The organism is Limnohabitans sp. (assembly GCF_031539175.1).
Taxonomy (GTDB): Bacteria; Pseudomonadota; Gammaproteobacteria; order Burkholderiales; family Burkholderiaceae_C; genus Limnohabitans.
In genome coordinates, this window is sequence record NZ_JAVKLQ010000059.1 from 23459 (window position 1) to 41540 (window position 18082).

The window sequence follows — 18082 nt, forward strand, 5'->3', positions numbered from 1 at the left end:
GCCTCACAGGCTCGTTTGAATGGCGAAAGGTTGTAATCCGTTCAATTGCTGGTCCAACGAAAACGACACCAACATCGCCACCGACATCAGCGACACCACGGCGTTGGTGTTGGCGTCGCGGGAGACTGCATCGTCGAGGCGAAGCTTGAGATAACGGTTCACCGTTTGCACCTCGGCGTACATGCGGCTCAAGCTGTCTAGTGTGAAATCGGCTGTCTTGCCCTGCTGGCTTTTGAGGTACTGCCCCACAAAGTAGGCGCCAACCATGCGAAACAAAGTTTCTTCGACCGTGGCAAATGGCATGTGCAAGCGCCCTGGGCCCTTCATTTGTGACAACACCGGACAGGCGCTGGTGGCTAGCGTCAGGCCCAAAAGCGACTGCAAGGCGGTTTGTACGTCGGTGCGTTTGCTGTGTTGGCGGTCGCCGATTTGAACGTCAACTTGCACGTGCGCGTGTGAGTCGACATGGCAAAACGTATCCACGATGTGCTCAATGTCCACAGCCGCTGGGCAATGGCGTTCAGTGCTGGCGGCTAAAGGACAGTTGGGGCATTGGTGGTGCGACAGCGTGGTCCAAAAAGGGGGCTGAACGGCATTTTCTTCCGTGGCCAAACGCTCGGTGTCCACCGTGAACGTCAGCGGCTCTGCGTTTTCTAACGACAACTTGTACGCAATGACCGGCATGTAGAAAAAGCCTCTGAACACGTTTTGATGATTTTTCTATTTTCCATCATCTATAGGTGTTTTACTCAATAAGAAATCAATTTGTCATTTTTGCTTGCAGCGCAGCGCAGCTTCAAACGCGCTACGCCCCCAAAGTTGTGCTTGCTCGCGTTCGTCCAAGACCACCTCGGGCGCAGACCAGTAAGACAGCTTCACCACCTTGCCGCGTTGCAGGTAGGTAAACGGCTCAGACCCCGCCGCCTCAAACTGCGCCACGTTATGCGCATCGGTTTTCAAATACAAACGCCCTGCGGCATACAGCCCAAACATCAAGCCATCGTGATAAATACCCCAGCCACCAAACATGCGGCGGGCGCGGATGGGGCCGAATGCGTCAAAGACTTCGCGCAGGTAGTCGATGGATTCGTTCATGCGGTGTTGTTGCGCGCGGCCCAAGGCAACGCCTCAAAGCGGGTGCAATGCCGCCAAGTTGGGACTGGCCAGCCAGTCTGAAAACTCCTCGGCCATCTGCTCACTCGCACGCACCGCCGTTTGCCAAACTTTCACGCGTCCCTCAAATTCAGAGGCATAGGTCACAAAGTCACTGCGGTCAGGCAGCTTGCCGTTGGGCAAGGTTTTGACCCACTCGGGGTTGGGGGCCAAGACGATGGTGTTGTCTAAAAACGTGGTGGCTTTGTGTCGCCACTTCAACGCTTTGTCTAGCCAACCTGGTACCACGGCCTTTTGAAAATGCGGATAAAGAACCAAAGGACTTTTGGCCAAACCGTTGTAGTTCAGGTGTAAGTGGTAGTCGGTGATGCCCCCGTCCCAATACGCGCCCGTGGGGGCATCGGGAATGTCGTGCACCGCTTGCAGCACAAACGGGATGGAGCAACTGGCTTGCAGCGCGGCCATGAAATTGCGGTCGTTCAGCGCCATGTGCTGGGTGGCAAAGTCTGCCGTATCAAACGGCAGTTCGCCTCGGCTCGAAAACACCACACGCTCTAGCCATGCACCCATGGCTTTGCGTTGCACGGCATTGCACAGGTACGCACCGGCGTAGCCCAAGGGCGTGAGCAGCGGGTGCTCGCGGTGCAAGATGTGTTTGCCGCGCGAGGTCACCACATGCAGGCGATAGCGCGGGTTGTTCAGCACTTCGCCAATGCGCCCGCCATAAAAAGCGTTCAGGCTTTTGCCAAACTCGTCGCTGACTTGGCTTGCGCTCGGGCGCTTTTGGCCCTCAGGCACTTTGTAGTCTTGGTGGATGTAGTCGTGTGACAGGCGATCAAAGCCCTGCACAGGCTTGTTCAAACACGCCGTGGCCATGCGCCACGCGCCGATAGATGCGCCGACCAAATCGATGGGCTGTGTGCTTTGCGGCAACCACTCGCCAAACAAAAAGCGGTCAAGCGGCCCGAGTATCAAACCCTTGGGGCCACCCGCGGCAGCGGGGATGACGCCAATGTGCTCAGGCTTCAAGCCATGGGCCGCGATGTGGGCCATGGCTTTGGGGCCGGCGTAGATATTCAGTGCTTTCAACGCGCGGCCTTCGTCTTACTTCTTCAAACCTTGCAATTTGGCAAACGCACTCGCCATGGCCGAGCCCGCTGCCACCGGCGCCGAGCTGTAGCTTCCCCCACCGCGTTGGCGGTTATCCCGTCCTGCATGCTCAAAGCGGTTATCGCGCGGCCCGTCTTTACGCGCAGGCGCAGCGTCCATCTTCATGGTCAGGCTGATGCGCTTGCGGGCCACATCCACTTCCAGCACTTTGACTTTGATGATGTCGCCTGTTTTCACCACTTCGCGGGCGTCGGTGATGAACTTGTTGCTGAGTTGGCTCACATGAATCAAGCCGTCTTGGTGCACGCCCAAGTCGACAAACGCGCCAAAGGCCGCCACGTTGCTGACCGTGCCTTCGAGCACCATGTCGACCTTCAGGTCTTTGATGTCTTCCACGCCGTCTTGCAGCTTGGCCACTTTGAAGTCGGGGCGCGGATCGCGGCCTGGCTTTTCGAGTTCACTCAAGATGTCTTTGACGGTGATCACGCCCACGGTGTCGTTGGCCAACAGCTCGGGCTTCAAGGTTTTGAGCATGTCAGCACGGCCCATCAGCTCGGCCACAGGCTTGCCGGTTTGCGCCATGATGCGCTCGACCACGGGGTAGGTTTCGGGGTGAACAGCGGTCATGTCTAGCGGGTTGTCGCCATCACGGATGCGCAAGAAGCCTGCGCTTTGCTCAAACGTTTTCGCGCCTAAGCCTGTGACCTTGAGCAACTGCTGACGGTTGGCAAACGCGCCGTTGGCTTCGCGCCAACGCACCACGGCTTTGGCGGTGGTGGTGCTCAGGCCCGACACGCGTGTGAGCAGCGGCACGCTGGCCGTATTGAGGTCCACCCCCACTTTGTTCACGCAGTCTTCCACCACTGCTTCAAGCGTGCGTGCGAGTTCGCTTTGGTTCACATCGTGTTGGTACTGGCCCACGCCGATGGATTTGGGGTCAATCTTCACCAGCTCGGCCAAGGGGTCTTGCAAGCGGCGCGCAATGCTGGCTGCGCCGCGCAGGCTCACGTCCACATCGGGCATTTCTTGGCTGGCATATTCACTGGCGCTGTACACCGATGCACCGGCTTCACTCACCACCACTTTGTCGATCACCTTGCTGGCATCGTGCTTGGTCATGAGTTTGATCAGCTCGCCCGCCAGTTTGTCGGTCTCGCGGCTGGCTGTGCCGTTGCCAATGGCAATCAGGTTCACGCCGTGTTTCTCGGCCAGCTTGGCCAAGGTGTAGAGCGAGCCATCCCAATCTTTGCGAGGCTCGTGGGGGTAGACGGTGGAGGTTTCCACCAGCTTGCCCGTGGCGTCGACCACGGCCACTTTCACGCCGGTGCGAATGCCTGGGTCTAGGCCCATCACCACGCGTGGGCCAGCGGGTGCGGCCAGCAGCAAGTCGCGCAAGTTGTCGGCAAACACTTTGATGGCCACCTTCTCGGCTTCTTCACGCAGGCGGGTGAACAAGTCGCGCTCGGTGGAGAGGCTGAGTTTCACGCGCCACGTCCAGGCCACGCATTTGCGAATCAGGTCGTCCCCTGCTCTGCTGGAATAGCTCCAGCCAAGGTGCAAAGCAATCTTGCCTTCGGCCAAGCTGGGCTTGCCGGGTTCGGGCTCAACGGGCAGCACCAGTTTGGCATCGAGCATTTCCAGGGCACGGCCACGGAACACAGCCAATGCGCGGTGCGATGGCACGCGGCCCACGGGCTCGTCGTATTCAAAATAGTCGCGGAACTTGGCGACATCGGGGTTGTTTTCGTCTTTCCCTGCAGCGAGCTTGCTGCGGAATAAGCCTTCGGTCCACAGCCATTCGCGCAAGCCTTGCACCAACACAGCGTCTTCGGCCCAACGCTCGCTCAACAGGTCGCGTACGCCGTCCAGCACCGCGGCAACGGTGGTGAAGTCGGCCCCTTCAATCTTGCCCGCAGGCAGGATGAACGCTTCGGCTTCCACATTGGGGTTGAGCGTGGGGTCGGCAAACAGTTTGTCGGCCAGTGGCTCCAAGCCTGCTTCTTTGGCAATCATGCCTTTGGTGCGGCGCTTAGGCTTGTAGGGCAAGTAAATGTCTTCGAGCTCTTGTTTGGTCGGGGCAGCTTCGATGGCAGCCAGCACTTCGGGGGTGAGCTTGCCTTGTTCTTGAATGCTCTTGATCACGGCAGCGCGGCGATCGGTCAGCTCGCGCAGGTAGCTCAGGCGCGCTTCGAGTTCGCGCAGTTGAATGTCGTCCAACCCGCCTGTGACTTCTTTGCGGTAACGCGCAATGAACGGGACGGTGGCACCACCGTCCAGCAACTCAACCGCAGCGCGGACTTGCTCGGGGCGGATTTTGATTTCAGCGGCCAGCTGGCCCATGATTTTCTGCATGTTCTTTTGGTCTGTCTTGGCAAAGCGTGCAAGTTTGCCATACCGCAAATGTATCTACGCCTAAAAACAAAAAACGCTTCAATCTCTAAAATTGAAATACTTAGAGGTACTTAATGAAGCTTAAAACAAATAAACGTATAGCTTTCTTAGAGACGATGTTTGTATTGTTGTTTTTATCAGGATGCAAACAAATTTCACCGAACGAATATGCGCAATTCACACCACTTGATGAAAAAAAGCGAATCATGAATCGGGTCAAACTCACTTGGGAAGTTCGAGACGATGCCGTGACGTATTGCCAGCGGGTTCAGCAAGACTATCAGCGCGATGCCGCGATGACCGTCGCAGCCTGCTCGATCTGGTCGCGCAGCACCAATGAATGCACCATCGTGACGACACCCAATCCCGACCATGTTGTCATCGGCCATGAGGTTCGTCACTGCTTTGAAGGCCATTTCCACTGACGAACGGCGCCACAACGTGGTGATCTTGCAACACTCAAAATCAGGAGCATTTTCAAAATCGTTAAGATAGCGATATCTTGAATTACATAGTACTAAAGTTTAATAAATTAATTGGCAGTTCGTCAATTGCATTGTTTTGCACGTTTTTATTGAGCGGTTGCTACAACGTTCCCAAATGGGAATACGCCGAATTCACCCCCATGACTTATGACAAGCGGATCATGAACAAAGTCAGACTGAATTGGGAAGTTCGGCCCGATGCCGCCGAGTACTGCTTGCAGGCGCACAAAGGGCGGGATCAAGCCTTCAACGGAACCCCTGTCGCCTGTGCCAAATGGTCACAAAGCACCCACGAGTGCACCATCGTGACAGGACCCAACCCCGACCATGCGGTGTTGGGCCATGAGGTTCGTCACTGCTTCGAAGGCCACTTTCACTGAACCACAGGTTCGCGACTTGCGCGGCCTTGGAGACACCGATGCCTCACTCAATCGCGCAGCTGTGCCTTGAGTTTTTCGCCCAAATCTGGCCGTTCTTTGAACGGGTCTGGTGGGTTGTGCTGCTGAACGATGGCTTCCATGCGGCTTTGCACATTACCCAGCGCTTGCGGGTGGCTGTAGATATAGAACTGATCGGCGGCAACGGCGTCAAACACCATTTGCGCCACATCGGCTGCGCTCACTTTGCCACTGCTCACCGCTTTGTCGCTCATGGCTTGGCCAATCAACTGACTCTTGGTCGGTTGCTCGGCATCTAAAGCGGCTGGGCGGTTGCGATGGCTTTGGCTGATGCCGGTGGGCACAAAGTAAGGGCACAACACGCTGGCACTGATTTGGTCGTTGACCAGCTTCAAGTCTTGGTAGAGCGTTTCGGTCAACGCCACCACGGCATGTTTGCTGACGTTGTAAATGCCCATGTTGGGCGGCGTGAGCAAACCGGCCATGCTGGCGGTGTTGACGATGTGTCCCTGAAAACTTGGGTCTTTGGCTGCAGCCTCCAACATCATGGGGGTGAACAAGCGCACACCGTGCACCACGCCCCACACGTTGACACCCAGCACCCAGTTCCAGTCGGCTTGGGTGTTTTCCCAGATCAGGCCGCCTGCGCCCACGCCCGCGTTGTTGAACACAAAGTTGGGCGCGCCAAAGGTGGCTTTCACGTCATGGGCCAGCGCTTGCATTTGCGCGGCGTCAGCCACGTTGACCAAACGGGCCAGCACTTGAACGCCGGTGGCTTTGAGTTCGGCCTCGGCCGCGTCGAGTGCGTCTTTTTGCACATCGACCAGCACCAAGTTCATGCCCAACTTGGCACCAATACGGGCGCACTCCAGGCCAAAGCCCGAGCCTGCGCCGGTCAATACGGCGGTTTTGCCTTTGAAGTTAGAAATCATCAGTCCGCCTTTTTCAAAATAAACCCATTGCGTGGGAAATGCACATGCACGGTGCCTGCGCGATCGTCGGTGCGGCGCACGGTGTAGCGCGTGCGGGTGGCCGCGACCAATTCGCCGGCCGTCGGCTCTAAACCGAACGATTCAGCAGTGATGACCACTTGGCTGCCCAAGGGGATGCCGTGGTGATCGATGAATGGCTCTTGCGACACATCCGCGGGCTGGCTGTCGTGCGCGATTTGCAGTGCTTGTGTCGCGCTGAGATCGGTGTGTGTGCCGTGGCCCAACTTCTCCATGCGCTCCAGCCAATCGCGCACGTTCGGCGTGGCCTTGAAGATGTCGGCCAGCAAGGGCACTTGGCGCAAGGTGTACCAAGTGGGGTGGTAGGCCGAAAAGTCAGCGATCGAAGGCGCATCGCCCATCAAAAACGGATGTTGGTCCAGCATGTGGGATAAGCGGCGCAAGTAGCTTTTGTACATGCCAATGGCGTCAGCGGGTGGCATGCGCGGTGCGCCACCGCGCATGGTGGCGCGGTCTTGCACAAACACTTTCACATCCTCGGGCGACCATTTGGCCAACACATAGGCCGCACCTGCGGGTTGAAAGTTGTAAGCCATAGCCACGGGAAACACCAAGGTGTCCGCCCATTGCGCCACGATGCGGGCGGCACCTTTGACGGCCTCTGGGTACAAGGTGGGCGTGGGCTTGATTTGCTCCAACACATCGGCAATCAAGTTGCTGTCGCAATAAATGTCTGCACCAATTTGCATGAACGGCGTGCGGCGGTGACCGCCAGTCAGTGCGATCACATCGGGCTTGGGCATGTACATCGGAATGTGCACGCTTTGCCAGCTGAGTTGTTTGTAGCCCAAGATGAGCCGCACTTTTTCAGCAAACGGCGACAGGGGGTAGTGGTGAAGAATGATGGGGGCCATGCGAGCGATCGTTGATGTCAACTCAAATCAACTTGACCAATTGCTTGCCGAAGTTTTTACCTTTCAGCAAACCCAAAAATGCTTCGGGCGCGGCAGCCAAGCCTTGCGCCACGGTTTCACGGGGGCGCAATTTGCCGCTGCCCACCAAATTGCCCAGTTCTTGCAGCGCTTCGGGCCACACCTCCATGTGCTCGCTGACGATGAAGCCTTCCACACGCATGCGGTTGACCAAAATCAGAGCGGGGTTGGTCATGCCGATGGGCGCGCCGTCGTAGCCGGCGATCATGCCGCAGACCGCAATGCGGGCAAACGCGTTGGTGCGCAACATCACAGCATCGAGCACCATACCGCCCACGTTTTCGAAGTGACCGTCGATGCCATTGGGGCAGGCTTCGCGCAGGGCTTTGGAGAGCGAGATGTAGTCTTTGTGCTCTTTGTAGTCGATGCAGGCGTCAAACCCGAGCTCGTTGACCACGTAATCACATTTGTCTTTGCCGCCCGCAATGCCGACCACGCGGCAGCCGCGTGCTTTGGCCAAAGCGCCATAAGCGCTGCCCACTGCACCGCTGGCGGCGCTGACGGTGACGGTCTCACCGGCTTTGGGATTGATGATTTTTACCAAACCGTACCAAGCCGTCACGCCGGGCATGCCGACCGCGCCTAAGTAATAAGAGAGCGACACATGGGTGGTGTCGACCTTGCGCAGCATGCCGTTCGAGATCGCGTTGCCGTCGACCAAGCTGTAAAGCTGCCAACCGCCCATGCCCACGACTTTGTCGCCTGGGTTGAATTTGGGATGACGGCTCTCCACGACCTCGCCCACGGTGGCGCCGATCATGACCTCGCCCAAAGGCTGGGGCACGGCGTAGCTTTTGCTCTCGTTCATGCGACCGCGCATGTACGGGTCGAGGCTGAGGTAGTGGTGGCGCACCAGCACTTCGTTGTCTTTCAGTTCAGGTGTTTGCGTGTGCAGGAGCTTGAAGTTGCTGGTCGTTGCTTCGCCTTGGGGGCGGTTGTCGAGCACGATTTGTTGGTTTTCTGTCATGTTGTCTCCGAGATGTTGTTGTGGTGTCGTGAAAAATTAATCGGTCGAAATTTCTGGGCTGGGATGCGCAGGATGCTCCGCGTCCTCGTGCTTGGGCGCACGGGTCACGTACTTGAAGGTGCCGGTGGCGTGGGCGCACGCATTCCCTTGGGCATCAAAGACCGTGCCCTCGGTGAAGGCCATGCTGCGGGTGCGGTGAATCAAGCGGCCTTTGCCCGTCAATGTGCCGCGTGCGGGTTGCATGAAGCTGGTTTTCATCTCAATGGTCACCACGCCAACAGCCTTGTCGATGCTGCGTGCAGCGGTGGCCAAGGTGACGTCAAGCAGCGTCATCACCGCACCACCGTGGGTGACGTTGAACGAGTTCAGGTGTTCGGGTTCGGGGGTGAAGCGCAACTCGGATTGACCGTCGTCAAAGAACACCATCTCAAAGCCAAGGTGTTCAACAAAGGGAATGTAGGCGCCAAAACTTTCTTGCATAGGAGTTCTTTCTTGAAACAAGAGCAGGCGCTTAAAACGCGTCTTCGGACAGTTGGGCGCAGGTCATGTCGCGGCTTTCAACCACGTTCAGCCAAGCGCCAATTTTGGGCAGTTCGTAATGGAAGAAGAACTGCGCCGCGGCACGGCGACCCGCGTTGGCAGCGCCCTCGCCTTCACTGGCCAAGGCCACTTCCAGCCACATCCATGCGAGCACGGTGTGGCCAAAGGCTTGCATGTAGGGCACGGCATTGGCCAAGGCTTCGTTGGGCACACCGCTGCTCCACGCCATTTTGGTGGCTCGGCCCACCCGTTGCAAGGCTTGCGCCAAGGCATGGGCGTGTTCGGTTCGAGCCACGTTTTCGTGGGCGTTGTCGGCGTCGAGTGCTTTTTGGACGGTCACGTTGATGCGATCGGCCAGCAGCCACAGTCCCTTGCCTTCTTCCATCAGCACTTTGCGGCCCAGCAAGTCGAGGGCCTGAATGCCGTGCGTGCCTTCGTGAATCATGTTGAGGCGGTTGTCGCGCCAATATTGCTCCACGGGGTAATCGCGCGTGTAGCCGTAGCCGCCATGAATTTGAATGGCGAGTGAGTTGGCTTCCAAACACCATTCGCTGGGCCAGCTCTTGGCGATGGGCGTGAGCACTTCGAGCAACAAGCGGGCTTGGTTGGCGCTCTCGGCGTCACCCGTGTGCTGCTCGTCGACCAAGCGAGCGCAGTACAACTCCAGCGCCAAGGCGCCTTCGCCGTAAGATTTTTGAGCCAGCAACATGCGTTTCACGTCCGCGTGTTCGATGATGCGCGCTTGTGGCGATGCCGCGTCTTTGCCAGCCGAGGTCATGGGGCGACCTTGTGGGCGGGTTTTGGCGTAGTCGAGGGAGGCGTAATAGCCTGCCAAGCCCAGCATGGTGGCGGCCATGCCCACACCAATGCGTGCTTCATTCATCATGTGGAACATGCAGCGCAAGCCCTCGCCGGGTTTGCCGACAAGATAGCCAATGGCCCCAGCACCCTTGCCGTCGAGGCCTGCACCGCGAACGGGGTACTTGCCTTCGCCAAAGTTGAGCAACGTGTTGACGGTGCCACGCCAGCCGCATTTGTGGTTCAAGCCAGCCAGCGCCACGTCATTGCGCTCACCCGTCATCGCGCCTTGCGCATCGACCAGTTTCTTAGGTACCACAAACAGCGAAATGCCTTTGACACCTGGGATGGTTTTGCCATCCGGCCCTGGAATTTTGGCCAGCACCAAATGAACGATGTTTTCGGTGAGTTCGTGGTCGCCCGTTGAGATCCACATCTTGTTGCCTTTGAGGCGGTAGCGTGGGCCCAGTGGGTCGGCCTCAAACGCATCGCCATCGGGCATGGCACGGGTGGCAATGTCGCTCAAGGATGAGCCCGCTTGGGGTTCAGACAAGCACATGGTGCCCGCCCAATCGCCTGCGAACTCTCTCAGGGCAAAGACTTCTTTTTGTTTCTCGGTGCCGTGCGCCATCAACAAATTGGCATTGCCCACGGTCAACATGCCTGCGCCAATGCTGACCGAGGCGCAAGCAAAAAAGGCGTTGGCCGCAGACTCCACCGTGTAGGGCAGCTGCATGCCACCGATGTCGTAATCTTGTGCGGCGCTCAACATGCCGGAGGCCGCATAGGCTTCGCGGGCATCGTAGGTGGCTTGCGGCAGCACCACTTGCTCCCCGTCAAATTGGGGTTCTTCGATGTCGACCGTGCGGTTGAACGGCGCAAATTTGTCGCGGGCGATGCGCTCGCATGTGTCGAGCACGGCATCAAACGTGTCGCGTGAGTGGTCAGCGAAGCGTTCGCGTTGACTCAAGGTGCTGACTTGCAGCCAGTCGTGAAGTAAAAAATCAACCGTGGAACGCAAAGTCATACAACACCACTCAGGGTTTAGAGAAAGAACAGGCCAAGGGCTCACGCCACCCTTGGCCTTTGGACAACGTCAACGAGTTACAAAACTTCGAAAATGCCGCAAGCGCCCATGCCGCCACCAATGCACATGGTCACAGCAACGCGCTTGGCGCCACGGCGCTTGCCTTCAATCAAGGCATGGCCTGTCAAACGCTGGCCGCTCACGCCATAGGGGTGGCCCAAGGCAATCGCGCCACCGTTGACGTTCAAGCGGTCGTGTGGAATGCCCAGCTTGTCGCGGCAATACAGCACTTGCACGGCGAAGGCTTCGTTCAGTTCCCACAGGTCGATGTCATTGACCGTCAGGCCCAAGCGCTTCAAGACCTTGGGCACGGCGTAGACAGGGCCAATGCCCATTTCGTCAGGCTCGCAACCGGCAACGGCGAAACCGAGGAAACGGCCCAGCGGTTGCAAGCCACGTTTGCTCGCCATTTCTTCGCTCATCACCACGCAAGCGCCGGCGCCGTCCGAGAACTGGCTGGCGTTGCCTGCGGTGACCAAGCCACCGGGCATGGCAGAACGTAACCCACGAATGCCTTCAACCGTGGTGCCCTCGCGGGTGCCTTCGTCGCGGCTCACAGTGACTTGCTTGTGCATCATGCCCATGACTTTGTCGATCACACCCGCGGAGACCGTGATGGGGGCAATTTCAGCGTCAAACAAACCGGCGGCTTGTGCAGCGCAGGCTTTTTGCTGGCTGCCTGCACCGTACTCGTCCATCACGTCGCGGCTGATGTTGTAGCGTTTGGCCACTTGCTCAGCGGTTTGCAGCATGTTCCAGTAAATTTCTGGCTTTTTCTTCATCAAGTTGACGTCGCCCAGCATGTGTTGGTTCATCTCTTGCTGAACGCATGAAATGCTCTCCACGCCGCCCGCCACATATACATCGCCCTCACCCGCAATGATGCGTTGCGAGGCCAGTGCGATGGTTTGCAAACCAGACGAGCAAAAACGGTTGACGGTCACACCCGACACAGAAATGGGGCAATCGGCCATGAGCGCGATTTGACGTGCGATGTTGGCGCCGGTCGCCCCTTCGGGGTTGGCACAACCCATGATGACGTCTTCGACTTCACCTGCGTCGATGCCTGCGCGAGCGATGGCGTGTTTCACGGCATGACCGCCCAGCGTGGCGCCGTGGGTCATGTTGAAGGCACCTTTCCAGCTCTTGGCGAGCGGGGTGCGTGCGGTAGAAACGATGACAGCGTTGGTCATAAGGTGTCCTTAATTGGGTTTCAGTTGAAGGTCTTGCCTTCGGCGACGAGTTTGGCCAGCAACGGGGCTGGTTTCCAGAACTCGGCGTCATCGAGGGGGTTGGTGGCAAAGCGGTTCATGGCTTGCACCACGTTGAACAGGCCGATTTGGTCGGCGTACAGCATCGGGCCACCGCGGTAGATGGGGAAGCCGTAACCGGTGATGTAGACCATGTCGATGTCGCTGGCCTTGGAGGCAATGCCTTCTTCCAAGATGTGCGCAGCTTCGTTCACGAGCGAGAACACCAAGCGTTGAACAATTTCTTCGTCGCTGATCTTGCGAGCCGTGATGCCCATGTCGGCGCGGTGCTTGACGATCATGGCCTCCACCTCTTTGTTCGGGATGGCGTCACGTTTGCCCGCTTGGTAGTCGTACCAGCCGGCGCCCGTTTTTTGACCATAGCGGCCCATTTCGCACAACAAGTCAGCGGTTTTGCTGTACTTCATGTTGGGTTTTTCTTGGTAGCGACGCTTGCGGATGGCCCAGCCAATGTCGTTGCCAGCCAAATCGCCCATGCGGAATGGGCCCATGGCGAAACCAAACTTTTCAATGGCTTTGTCCACTTGCTGTGGGGTGCAGCCTTCTTCGAGCAAGAAGCCGCCTTGACGGCCGTACTGCTCAATCATGCGGTTGCCGATGAAGCCATCGCACACGCCAGACACCACGGCAGTTTTCTTGATTTTCTTGGCCACAGCCATGACGGTGGCCAGCACATCTTTGGCCGTGGCCGCGCCACGCACCACTTCGAGCAGCTTCATCACGTTGGCAGGGCTAAAGAAGTGCATGCCCACCACGTCTTGTGGACGCTTGGTGAAGTTGGCGATTTGGTTGACGTCGAGTGTGGAGGTATTGGAGGCCAAGATGGCACCGGGCTTCATCACGGCGTCGAGTTGTTTGAAGACGGCCTCTTTGACGCCCATTTCTTCAAACACAGCTTCAATCACCATGTCGGCGTCTTTGATGTCGTCGTAGCTCAAGGTGGTGGTCAGCAAAGCCATACGCTGCGCGTATTTGTCTTCTTTGAGCTTGCCCTTTTTGACTTGGGCTTCGTAGTTTTTCTTGATCGTGGCGACGCCGCGGTCCAGCGCTTCTTGCTTCGTTTCGAGCATCTTGACGGGGATGCCTGCGTTCAAGAAGTTCATGGTGATACCGCCACCCATGGTGCCTGCACCAATCACAGCGACTTGTTTGATCTCGCGTGTGGGCGTGTCGCTCGGAACGTCAGGAATCTTCGAGGCCGCACGTTGTGAGGTGAACAAGTGACGCAAAGCGCGGCACTCGGGTGTCCACATCAGATTGGTGAAGATTTCGCGCTCGAGAACCATGCCGTCGTCGAACTTTTTCTTGGTGGCGGCTTGCACGGCGTCCACGCACTTGGGCGGCGCAGGGTAATTTTTGGCCATGCCATTGACCATGTTGCGTGTGAACTGGAAGTACGCATCGCCTTGGGGGTGCTTGCAAGGCAAGTCACGCACGCGGGGCAAGGGGCGCACATCGGCCACCGAACGGGCGAAGGCCAAAGCCTCGTCCATCAAGGAGGCGGGGGATGCGGCCATTTGGTCGAACAGCTTTTGACCAGGCAGCATGGCGAGCATTTCGCTCTTGATGGCTTCGCCGCTGACGATCATGTTCAGCGCGGCTTCGACGCCCAACACGCGTGGCAGACGTTGCGTGCCACCTGCGCCGGGGATCAACCCAATCTTCACTTCAGGCAAGGCAATGCTGGCACCGGGTGCGGCAATGCGGTAGTGGCAACCGAGGGCCAATTCCAAACCGCCGCCCATGGCGACGGAGTGAATGGCCGCCACGACGGGCTTGGTGCTGTTTTCGATGACCGAGATCACGCTCAACAGGTTGGGCTCTTGGATCGCTTTGGGAGAACCAAACTCACGAATGTCTGCGCCGCCCGAAAAAGCGGTGCCCTCACCGGTCACCACGATGGCTTTGACAGCGGCATCGGCCAAGGCTTTGGCCACGCCGTCAGCGATCGCTTGACGTGTCGACAAGCCCAACCCATTGACGGGTGGGTTGTTGAGAGAAATCACGGCCACGTCGCCGTGAACTTTGTAGTCTGCACTCATGCGGGTTCCTTGTTGGAGCAATGAAAGGAAAAAAGAACGGTCGTTCTATTTTTTATTCTAGATCAAACTTCAAGCCATTCGCGTCGGGTATACGCGTCTGCTTTCAGTTCAGCGGGTGTGCCTGTGAACACAATGCTGCCGTGGCCCATGACCAACACGCGGTCAGAAATGTCCATGGCGATGGTGAGTTTTTGCTCAATCAGCAGCACGGAAATGCCGCGTGCTTTGAGCGTCTGTAAATACTGGCCGACCAACTCCACAATCTTGGGCGCCAAGCCTTCGGTGGGTTCGTCAATGATGATCAGATCAGGGTCGCCCATGAGGGTGCGGCAGAGGGTGAGCATTTGCTGCTCGCCGCCTGACATCACGCCAGCTTCCGTGTGTTCGCGCTCTTTGAGACGAGGGAACATGGCGTACATGTCGTCGAAGGACCAGCGGCTGCCTTCGCCCTTGCCCTTTTGACCCAGCAGCAAGTTTTGATGCACGGTCAAAGTTGGGAAAATATCGCGGCTTTCAGGCACATAACCGATGCCCAAATGTGCAATTTGGTAGGCCTTTTTATCGAGGATAGATTGCCCTTTCCAGTCGATGTGGCCCTTGCAATCGACCAAGCCCATGATGCTGCGTGCGGTGGTAGAACGGCCTGAACCGTTGCGTCCCAAAAGCGACACAATTTCGCCGGGCTGGATGTCGAACGACACGCCATGCAAGACATGGCTTTTGCCGTAAAACGCGTGAAGATTTTCAATGTGAAGCATGCGGTGTTTCTCGCGCGGTCGTGTTCGTCGGTCAGCCGTGGGCTTGGGATTCAGCCACGGCAGAGCCCAAATAGGCCTCTTGCACCTTGGCGTTGGCGCGCACAGCCTCAGGGGTGTCAAAGGCGATCACTTCGCCGTACACCACCACGGCGATCTTGTCGGCCAAACCAAACACCACGCCCATGTCGTGCTCAACGGTCAACAAGGTTTTGCCTTCGGTGACTTCACGGATGAGTTGAATGAATCGCTTGGTTTCGCTTTTGCTCATACCCGCTGTGGGCTCGTCGAGCAAGATCACGTTCGCGCCGCCTGCGATGGTGATGCCAATCTCCAAAGCGCGTTGCTCGGCATAGGTCAAGTTCATGGCCAGCACATCGCGTTTTTTGTCGAGACGAATCTCATGCATCAGCTTGTCAGCGGCATCGTTGGCGTCGTCCAAATCGGCCAAGAACTTGAAGAAGGTGTACTTGTAGCCCAGCTTCCAGAGCACGGCACAGCGCAAGTTTTCAAACACACTCAACTTCGGGAAGATGTTGGTGATCTGAAAACTGCGGGACAAGCCCAAGCGGTTGATCTCGAAAGGCTTTTTGTGGTCGATGCGGTTGTCACCCAACCAAATCTCACCGCTGCTGGGCTCTAACCTGCCACTGATGAGGTTGAACAAGGTGGATTTGCCGGCGCCGTTGGGGCCAATGATGCCCACGCGCTCACCGGATTGCACCGCTAAATTCACGCCTCGGATGATTTCGGTCTTGCCGAAGTTCTTGCGGACGTCTTTGAGTTCGAGGGCGATCACAGGGCCTCCCGGCGTTTGATTTCTTTTTCGATGAACACCTGCGTCTCATCCCAATCGTGCACATATTGACGTCTGGCTAACTCAAACAGCCCCAAGCCGGTGAGCATGACAAACGCAGAACCAAACCAGCTGTTGAGCGAGTCGGCGTTGAGGTGCACGCCTGCAAACTTCAATTCAGGGCCAAGCGCTGCGTTGAGTTGCAAGTGGTAGACCATTTCAATCATGGCCGCAGCCCCTGCCAGCGCGATCAAGGCCGTGACGGCCAACCCCACGTAGGCCACCCACATTTGCCGCAAGCGACCAAAGGCAGCCAAGCGCAAGTTCATCATGATCAAGCTTGCGATGCCGCCGGGCGCAAACATCACCATGAACAAGAACACCAAGCCCAAATACAGCAGCCAAGCTTTGGTGAACTCCGACAGCAGCACAAACGCCAGCACCATCAACACAGCCCCAATGAGGGGGCCGAAGAAGAAGGTGGCGCCGCCTAAGAAGGTGAACAGCAGGTAAGCGCCGGAACGCCCTGCGCCGACCACCTCGGCCGTGACGATCTCAAAGTTAACCGAGGCCAAACCACCGGCAATGCCTGCGAAAAAGCCTGCAATGATGAACGACAAATAACGCACATGCTGGGTGTTGTAGCCAATGAACTCGACACGCTCTGGGTTGTCGCGCACGGCATTCAAAATGCGCCCCAACGGGGTGCGGGTGAAGGCGTACATCAAGGCCACACACACCAGCGTGTAGGCCGCGGTGAGGTAGTACACCTGGACAGGTGGCCCGTAGGTGATGCCCATGAACGCTTGACCCATCACACGGTTGCCCGAGACACCGGCTTCACCGCCAAAGAACTCCGAAAACATCAGCGACATGGCAAACACCAACTCGCCCACGCCCATGGTGATCATGGCGAAGGTGGTGCCTGATTTGCGTGTGGTTACATAGCCAAACAGCACTGCAAAGAACATACCGCCTAGGCCGCCCACCAACGGGACCAAGGTGACAGGAATGTTCAGCCCTCCGCTGCTAGCCGCATTCAACGCATGCATGGCGATGTAAGCGCCCAGACCGGTGTACACCGCATGGCCGAAACTGAGCATGCCGCCCTGCCCCAACAACATGTTGTAGGACAAGCAGGCGATCATGGCAATGCCCATCTGGGTGAGCATGGTCACAGACAAATTGCTGGTGAACACCATGGGTGACACCACCAAGAGCAGTGCAAAGAGACTCCAAATGACCCAACGGGCCACGTTGTAGGGTTTGAATTCGTAATGGGTTTTGGTCAAGGCCATGGCTCAAGTCTCCCGAGTGCCCAACAGACCCTTGGGTCGGAAGATCAAAATCAACACCAAAAACAGATACGGCAAGATCGGCGCAACCTGTGACAGCGTGAGCTTCAAGATCGAGTTGTTTTGCAACGCACTGCTGAGTTGCCAACCAAAGCCTTGCATCAGCGACACGAGTGAGTTGTCAAACGCGACGGCAAAGGTCTGGACCACGCCAATCAGCACAGACGCCAAAAACGCACCGGCCAAAGAGCCCATGCCACCGACCACCACCACCACAAAGATCACAGAGCCCACGGTTGCGGCCATGGCTGGCTCGGTGACAAAGGTGCTGCCACCAATCACGCCCGCCAGACCTGCCAAACCGGTGCCCACACCAAAGACCATCATGAAAACGCGTGGCACGTTGTGCCCCAACGCTTCCACGGCTTCTGGGTGTGTCAACGCCGCTTGAATCACCAAGCCCACGCGGGTGCGCTTGAGCAAGAGCCACAAGCCGACCATCATCATCAAGGCCACCAACATCATGAAACCACGGGTGGCAGGGAATGGCGAGCAGACCACACGGACAGCGGCATCTGCGGCACTGCACAGTTCAGGCGCAGCGGCCCCCCAAACCAAAGACAAACCATTCAAGGAGTTTTGCACCAATGTGAAGGCTGGGCCTTGCAACGATGGCGGCGGTGCGAACTCAACCGCAGTCCGGCCCCAGACCAGTTGCACCACTTCCAACACGATGTAAGACAAGCCAAACGTCACCAACAATTCAGGCACATGCCCAAATTTGTGAACACGGCGCAAACACAAGCGCTCGAACATGGCGCCTAAAGCGCCGACCAAAATCGGTGCCACCAACAAGGCCACCCAAAAGCCTAAAACGCTGTTGAGGGTGTAGCCAATGTAGGCACCAATCATGTAAAAACTGGCGTGTGCAAAGTTAAGCACACCCATCATGCTGAAAATCAGCGTCAACCCTGAGCTGAGCATGAACAACAGCAAGCCGTAGCTCATGCCGTTGAGCATGGAGATGAAGAAAAACTCCATGTATGAACCTGTTCTCCCGAGACCTGACAAAACGGAGTGCCAAGTGGACTT

General features: G+C 57.4%; 17 protein-coding genes. 2 read left to right on the forward strand and 15 right to left on the reverse strand.

Going from position 1 to position 18082, the window contains the following annotated elements:
• Positions 1-3 precede the first annotated feature (3 nt).
• The 4 genes from RMS95_RS10585 to RMS95_RS10600 form a co-directional block, all read right to left on the reverse strand.
• Complete coding sequence (locus RMS95_RS10585; protein WP_310645987.1) at positions 4-684, reverse strand: DUF6901 family protein; 681 nt, start codon at positions 682-684, stop codon at positions 4-6.
• Between the two features lie 84 nt (positions 685-768).
• Positions 769-1095 (reverse strand): TfoX/Sxy family protein, encoded by a 327-nt coding sequence (locus RMS95_RS10590; protein WP_310645989.1) that lies wholly within the window; start codon positions 1093-1095, stop codon positions 769-771.
• Positions 1096-1128: 33 nt separating this feature from the next.
• Positions 1129-2202, reverse strand: a complete 1074-nt coding sequence (locus tag RMS95_RS10595) for a phospholipase (protein WP_310645990.1) — start codon at positions 2200-2202, stop codon at positions 1129-1131.
• Between the two features lie 15 nt (positions 2203-2217).
• Positions 2218-4575, reverse strand: coding sequence for a Tex family protein (locus tag RMS95_RS10600; RefSeq protein ID WP_310645992.1), 2358 nt, complete (start codon positions 4573-4575; stop codon positions 2218-2220).
• A 113-nt stretch (positions 4576-4688) separates the two neighbouring features.
• On the opposite strand from RMS95_RS10600, the gene RMS95_RS10605 reads away from it, so the two are divergent.
• Together RMS95_RS10605 and RMS95_RS10610 are read left to right on the forward strand one after the other, a co-directional pair.
• A complete protein-coding gene (locus RMS95_RS10605) occupies positions 4689-5039 on the forward strand; it encodes a hypothetical protein (RefSeq protein WP_310645994.1) in 351 nt (116 codons plus the stop codon).
• A 221-nt stretch (positions 5040-5260) separates the two neighbouring features.
• Complete coding sequence (locus tag RMS95_RS10610) at positions 5261-5479, forward strand: hypothetical protein (protein WP_310645996.1); 219 nt, start codon at positions 5261-5263, stop codon at positions 5477-5479.
• 47 nt (positions 5480-5526) lie between these two features.
• On the opposite strand, the gene RMS95_RS10615 is transcribed toward RMS95_RS10610, so the two are convergent.
• The 11 genes from RMS95_RS10615 to RMS95_RS10665 all read right to left on the reverse strand — a co-directional run bounded on the left by RMS95_RS10615 (position 5527) and on the right by RMS95_RS10665 (position 18031).
• Entirely contained in the window at positions 5527-6429 is a 903-nt protein-coding gene (locus tag RMS95_RS10615) for an SDR family oxidoreductase (RefSeq protein ID WP_310645997.1), read from the reverse strand.
• Entirely contained in the window at positions 6429-7361 is a 933-nt protein-coding gene (locus tag RMS95_RS10620; RefSeq protein ID WP_310645999.1) for a glutathione S-transferase family protein, read from the reverse strand. The genes RMS95_RS10615 and RMS95_RS10620 overlap by 1 nt, the downstream gene beginning before the upstream one ends.
• 22 nt (positions 7362-7383) lie before the next feature.
• The gene (locus RMS95_RS10625) at positions 7384-8406 is read right to left on the reverse strand and encodes an NADP-dependent oxidoreductase (RefSeq protein ID WP_310646000.1); all 1023 of its coding nucleotides are present in this window, start codon (positions 8404-8406) and stop codon (positions 7384-7386) included.
• Between the two features lie 36 nt (positions 8407-8442).
• Positions 8443-8886 (reverse strand): PaaI family thioesterase, encoded by a 444-nt coding sequence (locus RMS95_RS10630; protein ID WP_310646002.1) that lies wholly within the window; start codon positions 8884-8886, stop codon positions 8443-8445.
• A gap of 31 nt (positions 8887-8917) precedes the next feature.
• Positions 8918-10771, reverse strand: a complete 1854-nt coding sequence (locus RMS95_RS10635) for an acyl-CoA dehydrogenase (protein ID WP_310646004.1) — start codon at positions 10769-10771, stop codon at positions 8918-8920.
• Positions 10772-10848: 77 nt separating this feature from the next.
• Positions 10849-12024 carry an acetyl-CoA C-acyltransferase gene (locus tag RMS95_RS10640; RefSeq protein WP_310646006.1) on the reverse strand — a complete coding sequence of 392 codons (1176 nt, stop codon included), beginning with the start codon at positions 12022-12024 and terminating at the stop codon, positions 10849-10851.
• Between the two features lie 20 nt (positions 12025-12044).
• Complete coding sequence (locus RMS95_RS10645; RefSeq protein WP_310646008.1) at positions 12045-14144, reverse strand: 3-hydroxyacyl-CoA dehydrogenase NAD-binding domain-containing protein; 2100 nt, start codon at positions 14142-14144, stop codon at positions 12045-12047.
• A gap of 62 nt (positions 14145-14206) precedes the next feature.
• Positions 14207-14902 (reverse strand): ABC transporter ATP-binding protein, encoded by a 696-nt coding sequence (locus RMS95_RS10650; RefSeq protein WP_310646010.1) that lies wholly within the window; start codon positions 14900-14902, stop codon positions 14207-14209.
• Between the two features lie 31 nt (positions 14903-14933).
• Complete coding sequence (locus tag RMS95_RS10655) at positions 14934-15698, reverse strand: ABC transporter ATP-binding protein (protein ID WP_310646012.1); 765 nt, start codon at positions 15696-15698, stop codon at positions 14934-14936.
• On the reverse strand, positions 15695-16993 hold the full coding sequence (locus RMS95_RS10660) for a branched-chain amino acid ABC transporter permease (RefSeq protein WP_310646014.1): 1299 nt from the start codon (positions 16991-16993) through the stop codon (positions 15695-15697). The genes RMS95_RS10655 and RMS95_RS10660 overlap by 4 nt, the downstream gene beginning before the upstream one ends.
• Positions 16994-16996: 3 nt before the next feature.
• Positions 16997-18031 carry a branched-chain amino acid ABC transporter permease gene (locus RMS95_RS10665; protein ID WP_310646015.1) on the reverse strand — a complete coding sequence of 345 codons (1035 nt, stop codon included), beginning with the start codon at positions 18029-18031 and terminating at the stop codon, positions 16997-16999.
• Positions 18032-18082 lie beyond the last annotated feature (51 nt).